This is a genomic window from Clostridium sp., assembly GCF_036781005.1.
Taxonomy (GTDB): Bacteria; Bacillota; Clostridia; order Clostridiales; family Clostridiaceae; genus Clostridium_B.
Map to the genome: position 1 here is coordinate 105008 of NZ_DAIQBT010000003.1, position 16808 is coordinate 121815.

Here is a 16808-nt window from a genome sequence, read left to right on the forward strand (position 1 = left end):
AATAATTCAACTGCAAATTATTTAAATACTTAAAATACGGAGGTAGTTAAGCCATGAAATCTGAAATATTATGTGTAGGCACTGAAATTTTATTGGGAGATATAGTAAATACTAACTCCCAATTCATTTCCAAGGAACTAGCAAACTTAGGCATAGAAGTGTACCATCAATCTGTAGTAGGAGATAATCCCCAAAGACTTCTAGACGAATTGAAGCTTGGATTTGAAAGATCCGATATTATAATTACTACAGGAGGACTTGGCCCTACCCAAGATGATTTAACCAAAGAAACCGGTGCTAAATTTTTCAATAAAAAGCTTGTGTTAGATGAAAAATCTTTAAATGAATTAAAAGAACATTTCAATAGAATGGGAAAATCCTATTCAGATGGCAATAATATAAAGCAAGCTTACTTTCCCGAAGGTTCTACAATATTTCCAAATCCCAATGGTACTGCTCCAGGATGTGCCATTGAAGATAAAGGTAAAATTTTAATAGTTCTGCCAGGTCCCCCAAGAGAAACAAAACCCATGTTTAAAAACTATGTAATACCTCTTCTAAAAAAATACAGCAGTGGTATAATAAAATCCAAAATTCTCAGAATATATGGACTTGGAGAAAGTGCCATGGCAGAAAGAGTATCGGATTTTATAGAAAATAGTATAAATCCTACTGTAGCTCCTTATGCTAAGGAAGAAGACATAATACTTAGAATTACTGCAAGAGCAGCAGAGGAAAAGGAAGCCTTAAGCCTCATAGAACCTGTGGAAGCCCAACTAAAGAAAATTTTAGGAATCAATGTATATGGAGAAGATGATATTAAGATGGAAGAAGTACTAGGAAAGCTGCTTATAGATAAAGGATATACCCTGTCCTGTGCCGAATCCTGTACTGGTGGATTAATTGCCGCAAAACTCATAAATTATCCTGGCATATCCAAAGCTTTTAAAGAAGGAATTATAGCTTATAGTAATGAATCTAAAATTACAAGGCTTGGGGTAAAAAAAGACACTCTAGATAAATATGGAGCTGTAAGCCCTGAGGTTGCAAAAGAAATGGCTATTGGTGCAGCTAAAACTTTAAATACTGACATAGGTATATCTACCACAGGAATTGCAGGGCCTGATGGCGGAACCCCTGAAAAACCTGTAGGCCTTGTATACCTTGGTCTTTATAACAGGGGGGAAATTAAAGTAAAAGAACTCCGTCATGCCGGAACAAGAGAGATGATAAGAAAAAGAACCACCATGAATGCTCTTGATTGGATAAGACGACAAATACTATAAATATATTTCAAATTTTTAGATATCTAAGAATAAGTAACAGAATTTCAGTTACTTATTCTTAGATATCTTTTCATATTCTTCAGGATGATTAAAGTATTCACACCAGGGTGCTAAAGGGCAGTTTTCACAATCTGGCTTTCTGGATTTACACGTGATTCGTCCATGCCATATGAGATAATGATGGGTATCACTCCACATGGATTCAGGTACATTTTTCATAAGTTCTTTTTCCACTTTATCTGGCGTATTTCCTATTGCAATCCCCAGTCTGTTGGATACTCTAAAAACATGGGTATCTACAGCAATAGCAGGTATGCCAAAAGCATTTGACAGTACTACATTTGCAGTTTTGCGTCCCACCCCTGGCAGTTTTATCAGATCTTCCATAGTTTTTGGAACTTCCCCTTTATAATTTTCAATAATCGCTCTACTGGTTTCTAATATATGTTTGCTTTTGCTTCTAAAAAAGCCACAACTTTTTATCTTCTCTCCCAATTCTTCTTCAGTTAAAGAAAGCATCTCTTCAGGAGTATTATATTTCCTATATAGTTCCTGGGTAACCTTATTTACCCTTACGTCTGTACATTGAGCAGACAATATGGTTGATACCAAAAGTTCGTAGGGTGAATTGAAATTCAATGCACATTTTGCCTGTGGATATGTTTCACTTAGTACCTTCAATATAATATCTATATCTTTTCTATTCAAATTTCATCACCTTCATTCAAACTATAAACGCCCCTATATTGTTTGGGAAGCAGTTCAGATATTTTAAACATAAAAAAATCGGCTGTTCTATCCTCATAATCGTGTTTATTTTCACCTTTTTCTCTAAGAGGAATATCCACTTGCCTTCCTATATTTACATAAACCTTTGCATGGTAAAAATCTTCTAATGCCATGTCCTTGCCGCTTATAGGTAAAAGCTTTTCAGTACCATAAATGCCAATAGGTACAATTGAAGCTCTAGTCAATTTCTGTATTAAAACTACACCCTTTCGTGCCTTTCCCATGGCTCCTGTTCTACTCCTTGTACCCTCTGGAAATATAAGTATACTTTCTCCTGCTTTTAAAGTTTTTACAATTTTGGATATAGCTTCCTTGTCTGCACTGTTAGGTTTTATAGTTATGGTCTTTGTCATACTCATCCCCAATTGGGTTAAAGGATTCTGGTTCAGTTTTGCTCCTGCCACAAAGGTTAAATTTTCAGATTTAAGTACACTACCGAGTACAAGTGCATCGGAATTGCTTAAATGATTACAAATAAATATTGCAGGTTTTTTTACATTATTTAAATTTTCAATACCTTCTACCTTTATATCTGCATATTTTTCTAAATATCCAAATAATATTTTATTTGAAATATAACTTATACATCTTTTAGGAAGATATCCTATCAATTTAGCCATCCATGGAGAAATCATAGATAAAATCACCTTTCCTTTCATACTGCCTTATGTTTTTAAAATTAAATACTGCTATAATAAATTATAATTTTAAAATCTTTAAAAGTCTATTACTATAATAATTTAAAAATATAAGAAAAGACAACATCGCTATTGTCTTTTCCTGTATCTATGGAATTATAGTAAAAGTTATATAACCATTTCATTATATATTTTTCTTCTTTTTCCCTCATAGTCTTTTATTTCTATAACCTGGGCTGTAGTTTTATATATGGTTCTTGCTGGTATTCCTACAGCAGTGCAATTTGAAGGTATATCTTTAAGAACTACTGCATTTGCCCCTACTTTAACATTATCCCCTATAACTATTGGTCCAAGTAATTTAGCTCCACTGCCTATAAATACATTATTTCCAACTGTGGGATGTCTTTTGCCTGTATCTTTTCCGGTACCTCCAAGTGTAACTCCATGATATAGTGTAACATTGTCTCCTACCTCAGCAGTTTCCCCTATTACAACCCCCATTCCATGATCTATAAACAATCCTTTCCCTATTTTCGCCCCAGGATGTATCTCTATACCGGTTAAAGCTCTAGCTACCTGGGATATGAAACGGGCAATGAAAAAACATTTTCTCTTGTAAAAAAAGTGAGCCACTCTATACCATATTAAAGCATGTATAAAAGAATACAGCAAAAATACTTCTAATGGATTTCTAGCAGCAGGATCATTTTTCATGGCATTTTTAACATCATAAGCCAATAATTTAAATGGATTCTTCATTACTATCTCTCCTCTTAAACTTTTTAGATTAAATCCCATAACACTCTATAAAAAATTAATCATACAGTCCCATAGACAAATATTTTTCTCCTCCATCTGGGGCTACTGTTACTACTTTTTTATCCTTTCCAAGCTCCTCCGCTACCTGTATTGCTGCAGCTATATTGGCCCCTGAAGATATTCCAACTAATATTCCCTCTTCTTTTCCCATGAGCCTAGCATATTTAAAGGCCATATCATCTTTTACAGTGATTATTTTGTCTACAAGTTCAGGTTTATATATATCCGGTACAAACCCTGCACCTATCCCTTGTATTTTATGTGCTCCTGTTTGTCCCCCTGATAATACTGGTGAAGATGCCGGTTCCACTCCAATAATCTTTACATTTTTATGACGTCCTTTTAAATTTTCTCCCACTCCTATAAGTGTTCCCCCTGTACCAACTCCTGCTACAAATGCATCCACTTGTTGTAGATCTTTTAATATTTCCTCTGCAGTGGTTTCATAATGTTTTTTAGGGTTTGCTTTATTAATAAATTGCTGCGGTATAAAATATCCTCTTTTATTTTTAGCTATTTCATAAGCTTTTTCTATAGCACCTTTCATGCCCTTGGTACCATCTGTAAGTATTAATTCTGCACCGTAGGCCTTTATCATGTTCCTTCTCTCTATACTCATAGTTTCAGGCATAACTATTATAACCTTATAACCCTTCAATTTTCCTATCATGGCAAGAGCTATTCCTGTATTGCCACTAGTAGGTTCAACTATGGTTCCTCCTCTTTCTATGCCTCCATCTTTTTCCGCTTCTTCAATCATTCCAAGGGCAGCTCTATCTTTAATACTTCCCCCTGGATTATACTTTTCAAGTTTAATATATATTTCAGCCGAGTTTTCATTTTTAAAATTATCCAATTTAAATAAAGGTGTAGCTCCTATCATATCTATGGCATTATTAAATATCATTTTTCATTCCTCCTAATAATTTTTAATTATCTCACATTTTAGTAAAATATTTTGAATTTTAACGTAAAAAAAACTCCTTCTCTATAACTTATAGAGACGAAGTATACTCCGTGGTCCCACTCTTTTTAGATCTTTTGACCTCACTCATCAAACACAACACTATGTTCTATCACTATAACGGGTGAACCCGATACAACCTACTACAAGTTCGATCAATAACTCCAAAGAGCACTTCATTTAAATTCCATTTAGAAGCTTTTCAACCTGCAGCTTCCTCTCTGTGAAACTTTATTTAAACTACTTTTCTTTTTCAAAGTATTTCTGACTATTTTACTATGATTTATATATTATATTATACAACTACCTGGTCTTTTGTCAACTTTTTTTTATATTTTTATTATAAAATATATTTTACAGCCTTTTGCTCAAATATATAGATTACTTCACTTTATGGGTAAACAGTACGGAATTGATTTCCCCTCCCAGAATAATTACAACAGATAATATGAAAAGCCATGTCATAAGCACTATAGCTGCTCCTATACTTCCATATATTATAGAATAATTAGCAAAATTATTTACATAAAATGCAAAACCCATAGATGCTATTACGATACCAAGGGTGGAAAAAAATGCCCCTGGCATTACTTCCCTCCATTTAAGCTTTATATTGGGGGTATAACGATATACTGCCGCAAAAATGCATATAGTCGAAAAAAGAATCATTAAATACCTGAATATATTCCATATAAAATTAAATTCTTTGGAAAGCCCCAAATTAAATGCCAGAAAACTTCCCATAATTCGTCCAAATACCAATAACAATATGGTAATTATTATTATAACTGTTATTCCCAGTGTACATAACATGGATATAGCATAAATTTTTATCACAGACCTGTTCTCTTTTTTATTGTAGGCCTTATTAAGCCCTTTTATTACTGAATGAAATCCTCCTGATGAAGACCATATGGTAAGAATGAGACTACTAAATAATAATTTTATATCTCTCGTATCAGTAATTCTCACTATAGTGGTTTTTACAAGTTCCAATATATTTTTAGGTAATATATAACTTAAACTGCCAAGTATATCACTACTGCTTATATCACTATATCCTATAATACTTATAATAAATATTAAAAAAGGGAAAAAAGAAAATATCAGGCTGTAAGCCAGTTGGGAGGCTAGTGCCAACACATCATCCTCTATAAATCTAAAGATAAAGGCCTTTAGTCCATTAAATGATAATGAATTTTTTTTCACATATACACCTCCACCAATTGTCAGTCTTATCTGGTTTAAATCCAAGATTTTATATTTTAAAATTATATTTATATTATATTATATTATCATTATATTATTATAATTTTTTATTTTAGTATGTTAAATTATAAATAAATGTATTGAATATGCTTTTTAAAACAATTAAACTTAACTATGAAGATATTTTATATGAAGAAAGGAGGGTAAAAGTGAAAAAGTTTATCAAAAATTTTGTAATATTGTGTATGGTTTATGTAATTTGTCAAGGTTTTTATCATAAAATTGTGTTTGCAGCAAATGATGAGAGCACCTCTTCCTCAATTACTTACAGTGTTCCTGATGAATCTGATTTAAATCAAAATCAAAATTCTGACAATTTATCAGAAGATACCAATGTAGACACTCAGAATAAAGATAATATTGATTCAAATAAAGAGACCTCTTCTCAGGATACTAAATCCCAAACCGATACATATTATGACGAAGATTCATCAGCTAGTAATACATATAGCGAAAGTATTGCAAAAAAAACTACTACATCCGATGATGAAAACAAAGATGTAGAGTATAATACATTAGTTAAATACGATGTGTCTTTAACTAAAAAATGGAAAATAATATTTAATCAACCAGTGGATTTGAACTCTTTAGAAAAGAACATAAAATTAATTGATAAAAACAATACAGAAGTTCCCATAACTTTGTCCCTAGAAGATAATGGAACATCCGTTGTTGTAACTCCTGAAAACGCATATGGTGCCGAATCAGAATATGTCTTAACTGTAGGAAAAGATATAGTATCTATGTATAACAAAAAACTTAAAAATCCAACTACAGTGGAATTCAAGACATCACCTGCTATAGCATCTGTTGATGACATAAATGTAACTATAGATCAGGAGGCTTCCTACAACTTGCCAACAGAAGTAACAGCTACAATGTCAAATAATTCAACTGCTTCTGTAGGTATATGCTGGGATAAATCCGTAGACAGGACAAGTATCCCTGGTAACTATACTTACACAGGTACAGTAGAGGGTTATGACAAACCGGTGACCCTGAATTTGACTATAAAACCTTTTGAACCTGTAGAATCTATTTTAAATGACTATAGAACCCAATCTAAAATTGGGACAAACCTCTATAATTATTTCATGAACTATGACAACAGACAATCTGTTTTAAACAGAGCTATTGAACTCCACAATGGAATCACCAGTAATAACTGTGTATATTTTGCCAGTGAAGGACTCCGTAGGGCAGGACTAACTGATCTTCCAAATTACGTAGCGAATACTGTTACACTGACATCTCAATTAGAAGACAGAGGATGGTATAGTTCTAAAGATTTTTCCATACTTCTGCCTGGAGACATATGTTTTACAACTTCTTATGGAAATGGTCCAACTCACGCCTATACATTTATGGGATGGGTTAGTGAAGGTAGTTACGAATATGCTTATGTCTGTGATAATCAAGGTTATGATTATGGATATAATGACTACCATATAAGAAATGTAAGTATCGCTACACCAACAAAAGACGCTACATGGTATTTTATGTATACAGTTTAAAATATCAAGTGATTCTTGAACTTCATACTGCTGACAAATATAATTGTCAGCAGTATTTTGCTTTTTTCTGAAAACAAATCAAGCCCATGTGTTTTTAATACACACAGGCTTGTAATCCGCGATAAAAACTTATATTTCAATAAAACTCAATGATAGTTAAAACTTTTTTAAAAAAAGAAATAGTGGCATTACACCTATAAATAAAACAATTATACTGCAAATTGTAGACGTTGTCATTAAGATATAAACCCCACCTTCATTTTTATTACACAGCAACCTAATCAGTTACTCAGTGTGCCATTATCATCCCAGCACACATTTTCTCCATCTTCTCTAAGGTGATTCAAAACTTTGCCTATTCCCTCTCTAGTATAAGAACTTACACGGAAAATTGTTTTACAACCTGCAAGCTTCAGCCAATATTCAGCTTGATTAGCATTAGCGTCAGACCTGTCTATCTGTGTTACTATACCCACAACCTCTCTGTTTACAGAAGGTGCAATATTGGGTGGAAATATAGAATAAGGTTCTATGGCACTAAGCAAAAGACCTACTACATCTGCCTCATAGGAATATATAGCAAGTGCACTTCCAAGTGATCTATTTTCTGCATATTCTCCCGGAGTATCAATAACTGCATCATAGTGATTAATATACTGGGTCTTATGATAAACTATATCCTGTCCTCTTAATGCCTGGGTCAAAGTAGTTTTTCCACATCCACTTCTACCAAATAATATTATTTTCCTCATACAACCTCACCTACGTTCTTGTTATTTCACATACTGTAAAAAAAAGCTTGTCCCTACAATAATTTGTAACTGCTTTCATGGCAGATTCAACTTCTGCAACTCCTCCTGTTATAATAAGCGTTCCACTAAATCTGTCTACAAAACCAATGTCTATGTTAGCTGCCTTGGAAGCGATATCCCCTGTGATAATTGCAGTTTCACTAGGACTCATACATACAATTCCAATAGCTGCCTTCCCATAATCAATGGTAGGATTTAATCCTAATTTTTTATATATAATATCATCAGGACTGGCAATTATGTGTGCAATTGTGATTTGCTTACCTGGAACAGTTTCCTGAATAATTCTCACTTTACCTTCTTGTGCCAGTATATTTTGTAAATCCATGTCACAATCTCCTTTTCGACTTTTTCGATATTAATTTAAGTTAATAATACGCTACTAACGCATATTTGTCAACTATGGAGAGGAAGTTATAGCCGTATAACTAGGTGAAAATTTATAGCTCTATAAACAAAATAAGGTTTTGCAAAATTTCCTTATATTTTAATTTGCCTATAAAATTTTGCATATAAATATCCTTATAATAGTATTTAAAAATATATTTTATATATCACATAGCAAAAGAACCTGGATACCCAAGTTCTTTTACCATATTTTTAAAAGGAGTAACTTTGTTATGTTACTTTAATATATCAATAATTTTGTTAATGTCTATTTAAAATATCTATTTAATAATCCTTGGAATGCACTTCCATGTCTTGCTTCGTCTTTACACATTTCATGCACTGTGTCGTGAATTGCATCATAGTTTAATTGTTTAGCAAGAGTTGCTAAATCCTTTTTCCCCTTACAGGCTCCTTCTTCTGCATCTACTCTCATCTGTAAATTTTTCTTTGTATCCGCTACTACAACTTCTCCTAACAATTCAGCAAATTTAGCAGCATGTTCTGCTTCTTCAAAAGCTATTCTCTTATATGCTTCTGCAACTTCTGGATATCCTTCCCTATCTGCCTGACGGCTCATAGCCAAATACATTCCAACTTCTGAACATTCTCCTGTAAAATTAGCTCTTAATTCTTCTACTACCTTTGGATCTACATCTTTAGCAACCCCTATTACATGCTCATCTGCCCAACTGATTGCTCCAGTTTCCTTCTTTTCAATAAACTTTTCTGCTGGTGCACCACAAACAGGACATTTTGCTGGAGGTGCATCTCCCTCATGAACATAACCACATACTGTACAAACAAATTTTTTCATTATAATTCCTCCCTATATATATATTTATATTATATAATTATTTTTATAAGTTTCTCTTAACAATTATTATTATATAATATATATTATTGTATTGCAAGAGGTTTTTAAAATTTTTTTATTTCTTTTAATATTTCTTTTTCCACTTTGCTGCAATCAGGTACATAGCTTTTTAATATATCCATGTTCCCTCTTAATATATATCTCCCCAAAAAGGCAGGAATAAGTATACTATCTCCTATAAATATAGAGAGCGCCCCTTCTTCATATATTAGGTTTCCAAAACCCCGAACACATGTAAATATATAAAATCTTTCCTCATCACTTTCCTCTATTACTTCTGTATGAATATTATATAATTCCAATGAAAATTCTCTGCAGAGGCATAAATAGGTTTTTTCATAACCTCTTTTTTTCAGTGTAATCCCTCTGATTTTTTCTCCCCTTAAATTAAAATCTATTACATGCAAAGCCTTTTTAATATGAAGCTCCCTTTCTCTTCCATAGTCATAAATTCTATAAGTTATATCACTATTTTGTTGAATTTCTGCTACAATTACTCCTGCCCCTATAGCATGAACTAATCCACTTTTTATAAAATATACATCTCCTTTATTTACATACACCTTATTTAAATGTTTTTCCAGAACTCCTTTTCTGACAGCACTTTTAAGTTCTGTTCCACTTATTATATTTTTAGTACCTAATATCAAACTAGCCCCTTTAGCTGCTTCCATCACATACCAAATTTCTGATTTTCCCCAATCTTTTTCCACATTATTGGCGTATATATTATCAGGATGAACCTGTATGGAAAGCTTATCTCTGGCATTAATTAGTTTTACAAGAAGTGGAAATCTATCTGTTTTTATTTTTCTCCCTAAAAGTTTTTTTCCTTCATTTGAAATAAGTTCATCAAACCTAATGCCCTTTAGCTTTCCATTTGCCACTATCCCCATACCATTTTTGTGACATGCTATATCCCAGCTTTCCCCTATTTTCCCCTCTGGCAGATTATTTCTAAAGAGTTCTAAATCTCTCCCTCCCCAAACTTTACTGTAATATAAGTTTTCAAACTTAATTGGATATAACATAATTCATCTCCTTATATTTAAGATTTAATGATCATGTTATATACTTATAAAATTTAAGATACTATTATTACATAATTAAAGGCTTATAGGATTAAGTTCTTATATGACAAAAAATAAAAAACCTTCTGACAATTAATTTGCCAGGAGATCCATTTTAATAAAATCTTATCAAACAACAATTTCAAAACACCATATTTAATTTTTAATATATTTCTTTATTTCTTCAAAGCCAAATTTGCTTAAACTGCTAACTTTAAATATCGTTTCTGCTCCTGCCATACTCAACATTTCTTCTACCATTTTAATACTGTTCATATCCTCACAAAGATCCATTTTAGTTATTATGCCTATAACAGGCTTTGCAAATATACCTGCAAAACTAGGCGGAAATACATTTTCCATATTTGTACAATCCTGACAAATAGCCATAATATCGCAATCAGCCGAAATAATTGTAAGTGAACCATACCACTTGTTTTCTATGTATTGACCTGGAGTATCTATAAATGTACCATTTATAATATCTGTGGTTTGAGTACTTCTATAATTCATTTCTCCAATACTTACATCCTGCCCACTTATAGCTTTACATAAAGTGGTTTTTCCCGAACCTGTTTTACCTATTACCATTACAATTTTCATCATAACTCCCCTATTTGACTATATTAAATAAAATATTACGAATACTTTACTCCATATTCTTTTTAAATAAGCCATTTTATATAAACCATCCCATTATTAATTTTATGCTTGTAATGAATATTTGTCAATACTATAACAATCTTACTTCATATAACTTGTAACTATATACTTTGCAAATACATATAATTTAATTAACAGTAAAAAAATAGGAGTTGTATATATGTACGATTATGACTACTTAAGATTTGAAGAGGATCCCATGTACGATGAAGATATTACTTATGATGATATGCCGGAAATACCAGATTCTATGAATGAATTTTATTGCCCTTATATTCAATTTTATGCATTCCACCCGCCTATGTATATACCTAGTATGCCAAGGCAGCAAAATCCTCACAGACTTCCACCAGGACCTCCTCCAGCTCATACTCCTTCAAAGAAAAATGCCAGTACAACAAAATCATCCTTAAGACCCTGTTTATTTAAATATACTCACATATGGCCAAAAAGAGGTAACCCATTTTGGGCGTGGATTACCCATGTAGACAGAAATAGTATTTCCGGTTATAGATGGTATAGAAATAGATGGACCTATTTTGGTATGAGCATAAGACAAATAGAAGGTTTTATATGTTAACAATCAACAGGGACTTAAATGTCCCTGTTGATTCTCTCATTTATATCAAGTCAAATATCTTTTTGTATATGAAGCTCTCTATACAAATCCATTAAACTTGCATGTTGTACACTTTCAGAACTATATCCTCCTATTTTAAAAGCAAGTTGTATAGAAAGTCCCAGTGTCAGTGCAATTAATAAAGTTCCTATACCAACAGGTCCTCCTAAAAAATACCCTACTATCAATACAATTCCTTATATAAATGTCCTTATCATCCATACACAGGCTTATCTGTTTTCTTTACCAAACCTTCCATCAAACTATCTCTTGGATCTGCCCCCAAATTAACTTTCAGGTAGAAATATGTTGCCCATCCTATTACCAAAACTCCCATCCCCAGCATAAATATCCTTTTAAGTTCTCCTACCAGTGTATTAATATATATTTATCTTATGTTAACATCTTAATTTAATAATTTCAATGAATCATTCACAATCTTCTCTATCAAATATTTTATTGATTATCAGCTTTATTGCTATACGAATATTTCACTCCAAATAAATACACAAATATGCTAAGAACTACTATATACATTATAATATATACGGGTTTAAGCATCCACAAAGAAAGGCTGTTATAAATAGATAGAGTTCCAAAAAATATAAATATACCTGCAGCTGCCCACTTTATATATTTATCTGGAATATGTTTGTACATCCAAGCTCCACCTATAATCCCTATACCATCTGCAATAATCATTCCAAGAGTAGTTCCTAAAAATGTGAATATAGGCTCATTTCCCTTGGCAGATATGGTTATAGTCATAAGTTGGGTTTTGTCTCCCATCTCCGCTAGAAAAAAAGCTATAATAACTGTAATAACAGGTCCAAATCTGCTCTTGTTACTATTTTCCTCATCAATTTTATCTCCCCTTAAAGTCCAGAATCCGAAAATCAAAAATGATATTGCAGCTGCTATATTTACTGCCTTCATAGATATGAGAGAACTTAAATAACTTCCCACTGCCACTGCTAGTCCATGATTAAAAATAGTAGCTATAAGTACACCTAATAACACCTCCTTTACTTTATACTTGCTTGCCATAGCCATGGCAAGTAATTGAGTCTTATCCCCCATTTCTGCAATAACTACTAGTAACAGTGCTTGTACAAATGTATTCATCAATTCTACCTCCTAAAAAATAAAGAGACTTTTACCACAATGTGATTTTACTAGAGTTGAAATTTCTCCACCATAAATATAAATTTATACTGAAAAATTTTAACTATATGAAAAAACACTGTGTTAAAAGTCTCACTTGACCCACACGGGTCACGATAAAGCCAGACCAAAAAGGTCAGTGTGTTGACTTTATCTCCACTAAAGGGTAGTTACTCCCTCTTAACATCTAAATTTTATCCGAACGCTACCATTGCTAACACTCCCATCTTCTTCAAAGTGTGAGATAAGCACTGCTACACGCCTGGATAAGTTCTTCCCTAAAGGATAACGTATTCTAAGTGCTAAAGACACTAAGAATACTGTTAATAAGGCTTCAGATGGAGATAAAAGTATTTCTATATAGAAAACTCCACCTGAACCTAAGAATCACTTCATAATCTTTTTTAAATTTTATCATAACTTTTATATACAGTAAAACATTTTTTTATATAACTTTCACAAAATTCATCTATGTTTTTTGGCCTGACAAAATAATTACAGTTGTTATAATGCATATGGCTCCTATCCATTCCGTTATTCCAAAGCTTATATGAAGCCAAAATACAGATAAAAGCACAGAAGATAACGGTTCAATACAGGCCAATACATTTGTTTCTGAAGGTTTAATATAATTTATACTTTCCATATAACACCAAAATGGAATCAACGTTCCAAATATCACTACAAAAATAACTCCAGATATGGAAACCCCGGACCACTGGCCTGTGAAATTCCATGAATGGTAAAATATCGCAAATACCATTCCTCCCACAAGCATACCCCATCCAACTATAACAATAGAATCCCATTTACGCAGAAGAGAACAAGGTTGTAATGTATAAAAAGCTAATGCAAAAGCAGAACTAAGACCCCAAAACAACCCTTGTTTTGAAATAGATAAAGCATGAACATTTCCATGGGTAATTATAAAAAAGGTTCCTACTATAGCTAAAACAATAGCCACTGCTTGTCTCAAACTTGGAATCTTTCTTAGAAATACGGCGAGATAACAAGTAATTACAACCATTGATAAATACTGCAATATTGTAGCTGTAGCAGCATTTGAATGTTTAATGGCAGCAAAATATGTATATTGTACTCCCAGCATACCTATAATACTAAATAAAATAAGATTGAATCTATGATGTTTATATTTCCATATTCCCCATATATCTTTCTTTAATTTTATAAAAGCATAGAATAATAAAATTATTCCTGATAGTAATAATCTAATTACTACCAGCCATTCCGGAGTAAATTTTCTTTGGAACAGATACTGGGCAACTGTACCCGATACTCCCCACAACATAGCTGCAAATACTACAAGTGCTATTCCCTTTGATCGGGATTGACTTTTTGCTGCACCTTCAACAAGCATGTCCTTACCTACTTTCTTCATGACAATTAATAAAATTTATAAATACTCCCCTCAACTATCTTTCTTGAAAAAATTCCACAACTTCATCATAGGAGTAAAAATTTCAAGCAAATCAATTTTGCTTGTATTACCAGTTATTTTATGAATAAATTTATCCAATAATTTATTATCTAAATTTTTAATTATAAAATCTAAATTATCATTACTTAAATTCTCTAAAAATCTTCTTAAAGATAATGAATTATTATAATTTTGAAATAGAGGTTTTATAAGTTCCTCATACTTGCCTAGATTACATAGATCATAGACTGAATAAATCCTGTTACTATGGAGGTAAATTGCCCGAATCCAAGACCTGGAGACATTGACCCAAAACAATTTCCTACAAAATATGTATTATCAACTTTAGGTTTATTGCATATACCCATCATATATCTTGCAATTTGAAAATTATCAGTTATTTTAAAATTTTGCTTTAAATCTCTGCAGGCACTACTGTAAAATCTATCCCTTATATCATTTATATCTAATTTTATATTGCTTGGATATCCCGGATAGGCAATGACTAGATTAGCTTCTTTTTCAGAAAAGGGCAGCAGCCATGCATATCCCATTGGTATTATATCATAGTTAAACCATACATGGGGGTATTTGTACAAAATTCCCCTTCAACTGTAACGCCCTTTATACTACAAGTAAGATCACATCTGTAATTGCCAAGTTTTACAGCATAATCTCCATCTCCAGGTGCTAAAACTACATATTCAAACTCTTTACAAAGCTACTCATATTCATAAGTGGAATTAAAATTTATTTTGGAATTTACCTGTTTGACCAATTGCCTTTCATAAGAGTTATCATGTCTTCCCCTGATATTCAAGTAACCTAAAGCCCCTTGAATGTTTCCCTTGTAATTTGGTGAATGAAAAACCAATTTTTCAACTCTATCCGTGGGTTTTAAATATATATGGTAGGTATCTTTTAGATATTTTAATTCATCTCCAATAGGTCTGTTCAATATGCTAAACGTAGCTTCTCCATTAACAAATTTATCTCCAACACTGCTTCGTTTTTCAAAAATAGCGGGATATATTCCCTTTTTTTCTAATACAATAGCACAGGACAATCCTGACATTCCAGCCCCCATAATTGCAACTTCCACACCAAACACCTCTTAAGATTCATATATTTTTTATATCTATATTTGTTATTCCCATTTAATAAATATCATATTCTTGTATAAATTTTTACCTTTAAATCTAAAGGTAAATTTTCCTATATATATAATTTGTATTTTATACATAAGTATAACTACAAACAGAAAAAATAATTAATATATATTTTAAATTTGGAGGGATTTATATTGGAAAATACACATGATTTTCATTCACCTACAGTAAATCTCATTGGAATTGGCTCCATCAAGGATTTGACATTAGAACTAATGCCTTACAAACTAAGTAAAGCTTTAATTATTACAGATAAAAATATGATAAAACTGGGCTATGTGGAAACAATAGAAAAAATATTAAAAAGTCTATTTATATCTTATGATATATTTGATGGTATTTTACATCCAGATTGTACTATTTCATTTGTGGAAGATGCCCTTACCTATTTCAAAAAGGGAATTAATATATTAAAACGAAGTTACCATATTATAGTATCTATAGGAGGCGGAACCAACCATGATTGTGCAAAAGCTGTAGCCACTATAGCAACAAACGGTGGTTCAATAGAGGATTATGAAGGATATCAAAAACTGAAAAATCCTGCACTACCAGTAATATCAATAAATACTACTTCTGGTTCGGGATCTGAAATATCTAATTTTGCTATCATAAAGGACGATAGCAGAAAAGTAAAAATGACCATAGGAGATCCTAAAATGATGCCCACTATATCTGTAAACGATCCTATGTTCATGTCAACTATGCCCCCAGATGCAACTGCCAGTTCAGGCATGGACGTTTTAACCCACTCAATAGAAGGATTTGTATCCACCGAAGCTTCACCTATTACCGACAGCTTGGCAATTAAGTCTATGAGATTAGTTTTTAAATATTTAAAAAGGGCCTACGAAAATGGAAACGATCTAGAGGCCAGAGAACAAATGATGTTTGCCAGTGTTATGGCAGGAATGGTTTTTAATAATGCAGGACTTGGATATGTTCACTCCATGTCTCATCAATTGGGAGCACTTTATAATGAAACTCACGGAACTTGTAATGGAATTTTACTGCCTCATGTACTAGAATTTAATTCTCCCTCAATACCTGATGAAAGAATTTTTCATATCAATGATATTATAGGACTAGAATCAGAAACAAAAAAAGATGCAGTTAATAACATTAAGCACAGTATCCAAAACCTTTGTGAAGATATCAAACTTCCAAATCATCTAAGTTCTATTGGATTTAATGAAAATGATTTGGAATTCATGTCTAAAAATGCTCAAAAAGATATATGTTCCCTCACAAATCCACGGAAGGGAACAATAGAAGATATAATAAATATTTTTAAAGCTGCTATTTAAAAATGCTTAAAAAGTAAACA

17 protein-coding genes, 1 pseudogene and 1 other annotated feature are annotated in these 16808 nt (G+C 32.2%); of the genes and pseudogenes, 4 read left to right on the forward strand and 14 right to left on the reverse strand.

Annotated elements, in window-relative coordinates:
- Positions 1-53 precede the first annotated feature (53 nt).
- Positions 54-1286 carry a competence/damage-inducible protein A gene (locus V7Q02_RS02040; protein WP_333859293.1) on the forward strand — a complete coding sequence of 411 codons (1233 nt, stop codon included), beginning with the start codon at positions 54-56 and terminating at the stop codon, positions 1284-1286.
- A gap of 48 nt (positions 1287-1334) precedes the next feature.
- Here V7Q02_RS02040 and nth read toward each other — a convergent pair whose 3' ends face one another.
- The 5 genes from nth to V7Q02_RS02065 all read right to left on the reverse strand — a co-directional run bounded on the left by nth (position 1335) and on the right by V7Q02_RS02065 (position 5708).
- A complete protein-coding gene (gene nth / locus V7Q02_RS02045) occupies positions 1335-1994 on the reverse strand; it encodes an endonuclease III (protein ID WP_333859294.1) in 660 nt (219 codons plus the stop codon).
- Entirely contained in the window at positions 1991-2710 is a 720-nt protein-coding gene (locus V7Q02_RS02050) for a lysophospholipid acyltransferase family protein (protein WP_333859296.1), read from the reverse strand. The genes nth and V7Q02_RS02050 overlap by 4 nt, the downstream gene beginning before the upstream one ends.
- A gap of 171 nt (positions 2711-2881) precedes the next feature.
- On the reverse strand, positions 2882-3475 hold the full coding sequence (gene epsC, locus V7Q02_RS02055) for a serine O-acetyltransferase EpsC (protein ID WP_333859297.1): 594 nt from the start codon (positions 3473-3475) through the stop codon (positions 2882-2884).
- A gap of 55 nt (positions 3476-3530) precedes the next feature.
- A complete protein-coding gene (gene cysK, locus V7Q02_RS02060) occupies positions 3531-4442 on the reverse strand; it encodes a cysteine synthase A (RefSeq protein WP_333859299.1) in 912 nt (303 codons plus the stop codon).
- An 89-nt stretch (positions 4443-4531) separates the two neighbouring features.
- Positions 4532-4765 (reverse strand) — a binding site (T-box leader).
- 115 nt (positions 4766-4880) lie between these two features.
- The gene (locus V7Q02_RS02065; protein ID WP_333859300.1) at positions 4881-5708 is read right to left on the reverse strand and encodes a YihY/virulence factor BrkB family protein; all 828 of its coding nucleotides are present in this window, start codon (positions 5706-5708) and stop codon (positions 4881-4883) included.
- A gap of 209 nt (positions 5709-5917) precedes the next feature.
- On the opposite strand from V7Q02_RS02065, the gene V7Q02_RS02070 reads away from it, so the two are divergent.
- A complete protein-coding gene (locus tag V7Q02_RS02070; RefSeq protein ID WP_333859301.1) occupies positions 5918-7282 on the forward strand; it encodes an Ig-like domain-containing protein in 1365 nt (454 codons plus the stop codon).
- Between the two features lie 281 nt (positions 7283-7563).
- Here the strand turns inward: V7Q02_RS02070 and V7Q02_RS02075 are convergent, their stop codons facing one another.
- From V7Q02_RS02075 to eutP, 5 genes are all read right to left on the reverse strand, one after another.
- Positions 7564-8034, reverse strand: coding sequence for a EutP/PduV family microcompartment system protein (locus V7Q02_RS02075; protein ID WP_333859302.1), 471 nt, complete (start codon positions 8032-8034; stop codon positions 7564-7566).
- Positions 8035-8044: 10 nt separating this feature from the next.
- Entirely contained in the window at positions 8045-8422 is a 378-nt protein-coding gene (locus V7Q02_RS02080) for a BMC domain-containing protein (RefSeq protein ID WP_333859303.1), read from the reverse strand.
- A gap of 327 nt (positions 8423-8749) precedes the next feature.
- Positions 8750-9298, reverse strand: coding sequence for an NADH peroxidase (locus V7Q02_RS02085; RefSeq protein ID WP_333859304.1), 549 nt, complete (start codon positions 9296-9298; stop codon positions 8750-8752).
- Between the two features lie 104 nt (positions 9299-9402).
- Entirely contained in the window at positions 9403-10389 is a 987-nt protein-coding gene (locus tag V7Q02_RS02090; protein ID WP_333859305.1) for a type I phosphomannose isomerase catalytic subunit, read from the reverse strand.
- A 195-nt stretch (positions 10390-10584) separates the two neighbouring features.
- The gene (gene eutP, locus V7Q02_RS02095; protein WP_333859306.1) at positions 10585-11031 is read right to left on the reverse strand and encodes a EutP/PduV family microcompartment system protein; all 447 of its coding nucleotides are present in this window, start codon (positions 11029-11031) and stop codon (positions 10585-10587) included.
- A gap of 220 nt (positions 11032-11251) precedes the next feature.
- Here eutP and V7Q02_RS02100 point away from each other — a divergent pair, with 220 nt between their 5' ends.
- Positions 11252-11671, forward strand: a complete 420-nt coding sequence (locus tag V7Q02_RS02100) for a hypothetical protein (protein WP_333859307.1) — start codon at positions 11252-11254, stop codon at positions 11669-11671.
- Between the two features lie 50 nt (positions 11672-11721).
- On the opposite strand, the gene V7Q02_RS02105 is transcribed toward V7Q02_RS02100, so the two are convergent.
- The 4 genes and pseudogenes from V7Q02_RS02105 to V7Q02_RS02120 all read right to left on the reverse strand — a co-directional run bounded on the left by V7Q02_RS02105 (position 11722) and on the right by V7Q02_RS02120 (position 15414).
- Positions 11722-11898, reverse strand: a complete 177-nt coding sequence (locus tag V7Q02_RS02105; protein WP_333859308.1) for a hypothetical protein — start codon at positions 11896-11898, stop codon at positions 11722-11724.
- A gap of 268 nt (positions 11899-12166) precedes the next feature.
- On the reverse strand, positions 12167-12835 hold the full coding sequence (locus V7Q02_RS02110; protein ID WP_333859309.1) for a TMEM165/GDT1 family protein: 669 nt from the start codon (positions 12833-12835) through the stop codon (positions 12167-12169).
- Positions 12836-13343: 508 nt separating this feature from the next.
- Positions 13344-14252, reverse strand: coding sequence for a DMT family transporter (locus V7Q02_RS02115; RefSeq protein WP_333859333.1), 909 nt, complete (start codon positions 14250-14252; stop codon positions 13344-13346).
- A gap of 51 nt (positions 14253-14303) precedes the next feature.
- Positions 14304-15414 (reverse strand): annotated as a pseudogene (locus V7Q02_RS02120) (NAD(P)-binding protein).
- A 201-nt stretch (positions 15415-15615) separates the two neighbouring features.
- Here V7Q02_RS02120 and V7Q02_RS02125 point away from each other — a divergent pair.
- On the forward strand, positions 15616-16788 hold the full coding sequence (locus V7Q02_RS02125) for an iron-containing alcohol dehydrogenase (RefSeq protein ID WP_333859310.1): 1173 nt from the start codon (positions 15616-15618) through the stop codon (positions 16786-16788).
- Positions 16789-16808: the final 20 nt, after the last annotated feature.